At 71.4% G+C, this 3810-nt stretch carries 3 protein-coding genes; 1 reads left to right on the forward strand and 2 read right to left on the reverse strand.

Translation table 11 applies throughout. The features are described 5' to 3' along the window. Nucleotides 1-165: 165 nt before the first annotated feature. The gene (gene hutU, locus VGR06_RS11595) at nucleotides 166-1824 is read right to left on the reverse strand and encodes a urocanate hydratase (protein WP_327559024.1); all 1659 of its coding nucleotides are present in this window, start codon (nucleotides 1822-1824) and stop codon (nucleotides 166-168) included. After that, nucleotides 1821-3326 carry a histidine ammonia-lyase gene (gene hutH / locus VGR06_RS11600; protein WP_327559025.1) on the reverse strand — a complete coding sequence of 502 codons (1506 nt, stop codon included), beginning with the start codon at nucleotides 3324-3326 and terminating at the stop codon, nucleotides 1821-1823. The genes hutU and hutH overlap by 4 nt, the downstream gene beginning before the upstream one ends. A 107-nt stretch (nucleotides 3327-3433) precedes the next feature. Here hutH and VGR06_RS11605 point away from each other — a divergent pair. Further along, nucleotides 3434-3810, forward strand: a 377-nt coding sequence (locus tag VGR06_RS11605; RefSeq protein WP_327559026.1) for a hypothetical protein, incomplete at its 3' end; no start/stop codon positions are given.

Raw genomic sequence — 3810 nt, forward strand, 5'->3', positions numbered from 1 at the left:
CGCGAGTAGCCGCCGCGCCGGGAGTCCCGCCCGATCCCGGCGAGATCGTCGAGGCCGCTCACACCATCGCCCACCAATCCTGGGCCGACTTGTCGCGGGAAGTTCCCACGACAGGACGCACTTGTCGCGGGAAGTACCCGCGACAAGTCGAGTACCCGAGGCCGCTCATGGCGCGACCGGAATGGCGAGGCCGCGGTCCGCGGCGACCCCGCGGGCCTGCTCGTAGCCGGCGTCGACATGCCGCAGCACGCCCATGGCCGGGTCGTTGGTGAGCACCCGGTCGATCTTCGCGGCGGCCAGCTCGGTGCCGTCGGCCACGGTGACCTGCCCGGCGTGGATCGACCGGCCGATGCCGACCCCGCCGCCGTGGTGGATCGACACCCAGCTCGCCCCGGACGCCGTGTTCACCAGCGCGTTGAGCAGCGGCCAGTCGGCGATCGCGTCCGAGCCGTCGGCCATCGCCTCGGTCTCCCGGTACGGCGAGGCCACCGACCCGCAGTCCAGGTGATCACGCCCGATCACCACCGGCGCCGCGATCTCGCCCCGCGCCACCAGCTCGTTGAACCGCACCCCGGCCAGGTTCCGCTCGCCGTAGCCGAGCCAGCAGATCCGCGCCGGAAGCCCTTGGAACGCAACGCGTTCCCCGGCCAGCCGGATCCAGCGGGCCAGCGACTCGTTCTCCGGGAACAGCTCCAGGATCGCCCGGTCGGTCACCGCGATGTCCTGGGGATCACCGGACAGCGCCGCCCACCGGAACGGACCCTTGCCCTCGCAGAACAGCGGCCGGATGTAGGCGGGCACGAAGCCGGGGAAGTCGAACGCCCGCTCGCATCCGCCGAGCTTGGCCTCGCCGCGGATCGAGTTGCCGTAGTCGAACACCTCGGCGCCGGCGTCCAGGAAGCCGACCATGGCGTCCACATGCTCGGCCATCGAGTCGCGCGCGCGGTCGGTGAACTCGTCCGGCTTCTTCCGCGCGTAGTCGTCCCAGTCCTCAAGGGACACTCCTTTGGGCAGGTATGCCAACGGATCGTGCGCGGAGGTCTGGTCGGTGACCACGTCCACGGCCACCCCGCGGCGCAGGATCTCCGGCACCACCTCGGCGGCGTTCCCGATCACCGCGACGGACAGCGGCCGGCCGGCGCGTTTCGCCTCCTCCGCCCGGGAGATCGCGTCGTCAAGATCGTCGGCGATCTCGTCCAGGTAGCGGGTTTCCACCCGGCGCCGTGCCCGCTCCGGATCGACCTCCACGCACAGCGCCACCCCCTCGTTCATCGTGATCGCCAAGGGTTGGGCCCCACCCATGCCGCCCAGCCCGGCGGTCAGCGTCAAGGTGCCACGCAGGGAGCCGCCGAACCGCTTCCGCGCCACCGCCGCGAACGTCTCATAGGTTCCCTGCAGAATCCCTTGCGTGCCAATGTAGATCCAGGAGCCGGCGGTCATCTGCCCGTACATGGTGAGGCCCAGCCCCTCCAGCCGGCGGAACTCCGGCCAGGTCGCCCAGTCCCCCACCAGGTTCGAGTTCGCAATCAGCACCCGCGGCGCCCACTCGTGCGTCCGCAGCACGCCGACCGGTTTCCCGGACTGCACCAGCAGCGTCTCGTCCTCGTTCAACGAGGTCAGCTCCCGGGTGATCGCCTCGAAGCTCGCCCAGTTCCGCGCGGCCTTCCCCGTGCCGCCGTACACGACGAGGTCGTCCGGCCGCTCGGCCACCTCGGGGTCGAGGTTGTTGTGGAACATCCGCAGCGCGGCCTCGGTCGGCCAGCTCTTCGCGGTTCGCGTGGTGCCCCGGGCGGCGCGCACGGGTCGGGGTCCTGGGGTCGTCATGGCAGATCTCCTTGGCGGATCAGGTCTTCCGCGGCTTCGATGTCGGGCGCGAGATGCCGGTCCGGGCCCGGCCCGGGAACGCGCTTCCGCAGCGCGGCGACCACGGCTCCGGTGGTGGGGGCCGGTTGCAGCGGTGCCCGAAGGTCCAGCGCGCGAGCGGCGGTGAGCAGCTCGATGGCGAGCACGGTGGTGAGGCCGTCCACCGCGCGGCGGAGCTTGCGGGCCGCGGACCAGCCCATCGAGACGTGGTCCTCCTGCATGGCCGAGCTCGGGATGGAGTCCACGCTTGCCGGCACCGCAAGGCGTTTGAGCTCGGAGACGATCCCGGCCTGGGTGTACTGGGCGATCATGTGCCCGGAGTCGACGCCGGGGTCCTCGGCCAGGAATGGCGGCAGCCCGTGCGAGCGGGCCACGTCGAGCATCCGGTCGGTGCGCCGCTCGGCCATGCTCGCCACGTCCGCCACCGGGATGGCCAGGAAGTCGAGCTGGTAGGCCACCGGCGCGCCGTGGAAGTTGCCGTTCGACTCGACCCGCCCGTCCGCCAGCACCACCGGGTTGTCGATGGCCGCGGCCAGTTCCCGGTCGGCCACCGCCTCGGCGGCGGCCAGCACGTCCCGCGCCGCCCCATGTACTTGGGGCGCACACCGCAGCGAGTACGCGTCCTGCACCCGGTTGCAGTCCGGCCCGCGGTGGCTGGCCACGATCGGCGAGTCGGCGAGGAACGTCGCCATCCGCGCGGCCGACACCGCCTGCCCCGGGTGCGGGCGCAGTTTCTGCAGGTCGTCGGCGAACACCCGGTCCGTGCCGAGCAACGCCTCCACGCTCATCGCCGCGGTCAGGTCGGCGACGTCCAGCAGCCGGTGCAGGTCGTGCAGCGCCAGCACCAGCATGCCGAGCATCCCGTCGGTGCCGTTGATCAGCGCCAACCCCTCCTTCTCGGCCAGGCTCACCCGGTCGATCCCCGCCTCCAGCAACACGTCCCCCGCCGGCCGCCGCGCCCCCTCGGCGTCGAACACCTCACCCTCCCCCATCAGCGCGAGCGCCACCGCCGCCAGCGGCGCAAGATCGCCCGAGCACCCCAACGAGCCGTACTCCGGCACCACCGGCACGATCCCCGCGTTCAGCAACGCCGCCAGCGACTCCACAGTGGACGGTCGCACCCCGGTGTGTCCACTGGCCAGCGTCCGCAGCCGCAACAGCATCAGGGCCCGCACCACCTCCACCTCCACCGCCGGCCCCGCCCCCGCCGCATGCGACCGGATCAACGACCGCTGCAACGCCGCCCGCCGATCCGGCGGAATGTGCCGGGTCGCCAACGCCCCGAACCCGGTCGACACCCCATACGTCGGCTGTTCCCCCCGCGCCAACTCCTCGATATGCGCCCGCGACTTCGCCACCACATCCAGCGCCGCCTCGGCCACCTCGACGCTCACCCCATCCCGGGCAACCGCCACCACCTGCTCACGGCTCAACACCCCGCCGTCGAGAACCACGACATCCATCCCCCCATCCCAGCGCGCTCACCCGAGTCACACGACCTGAGGTGGCCCAACAGTGTCTGGAATCCCAGACGTTGACAATGCCAGCACAGCTGACCACACTCGGTTACGTGCTTGTGGCCCTGGTCACAATTGGCGTCCTGCTCATCGTGTTCGGCGGCCTCGTGCTGCTCCGGTTCCCCGACCGGCCAGGCGGACAGATCGAGTTCCACGGAGCGAAGATCAACTCGGCCGGAGCCGGGCTGCCGCTGATCGTGCTCGGCCTCACCGCCGTGGTACTCGCGGCGCTGAGCGGCGGCACGCAACCGCAGCCGACCGCAGCCGGGCCGACCACGATTCCGGCCGGCGCCAGCACCGACCAACGGGTCACCACCACGACGCCGACGCCGGCCCGGGAGGTCACGACCACGGTGGCGCCACCATCGTCGGCATCATGCATCAACGAGCACCTCGACAAGGAGCCAGCCGTACCGGAGCATCTACGGAC

The organism is Actinophytocola sp., from assembly GCF_036002505.1.
Classification (GTDB): domain Bacteria; phylum Actinomycetota; class Actinomycetes; order Mycobacteriales; family Pseudonocardiaceae; genus DASYTH01.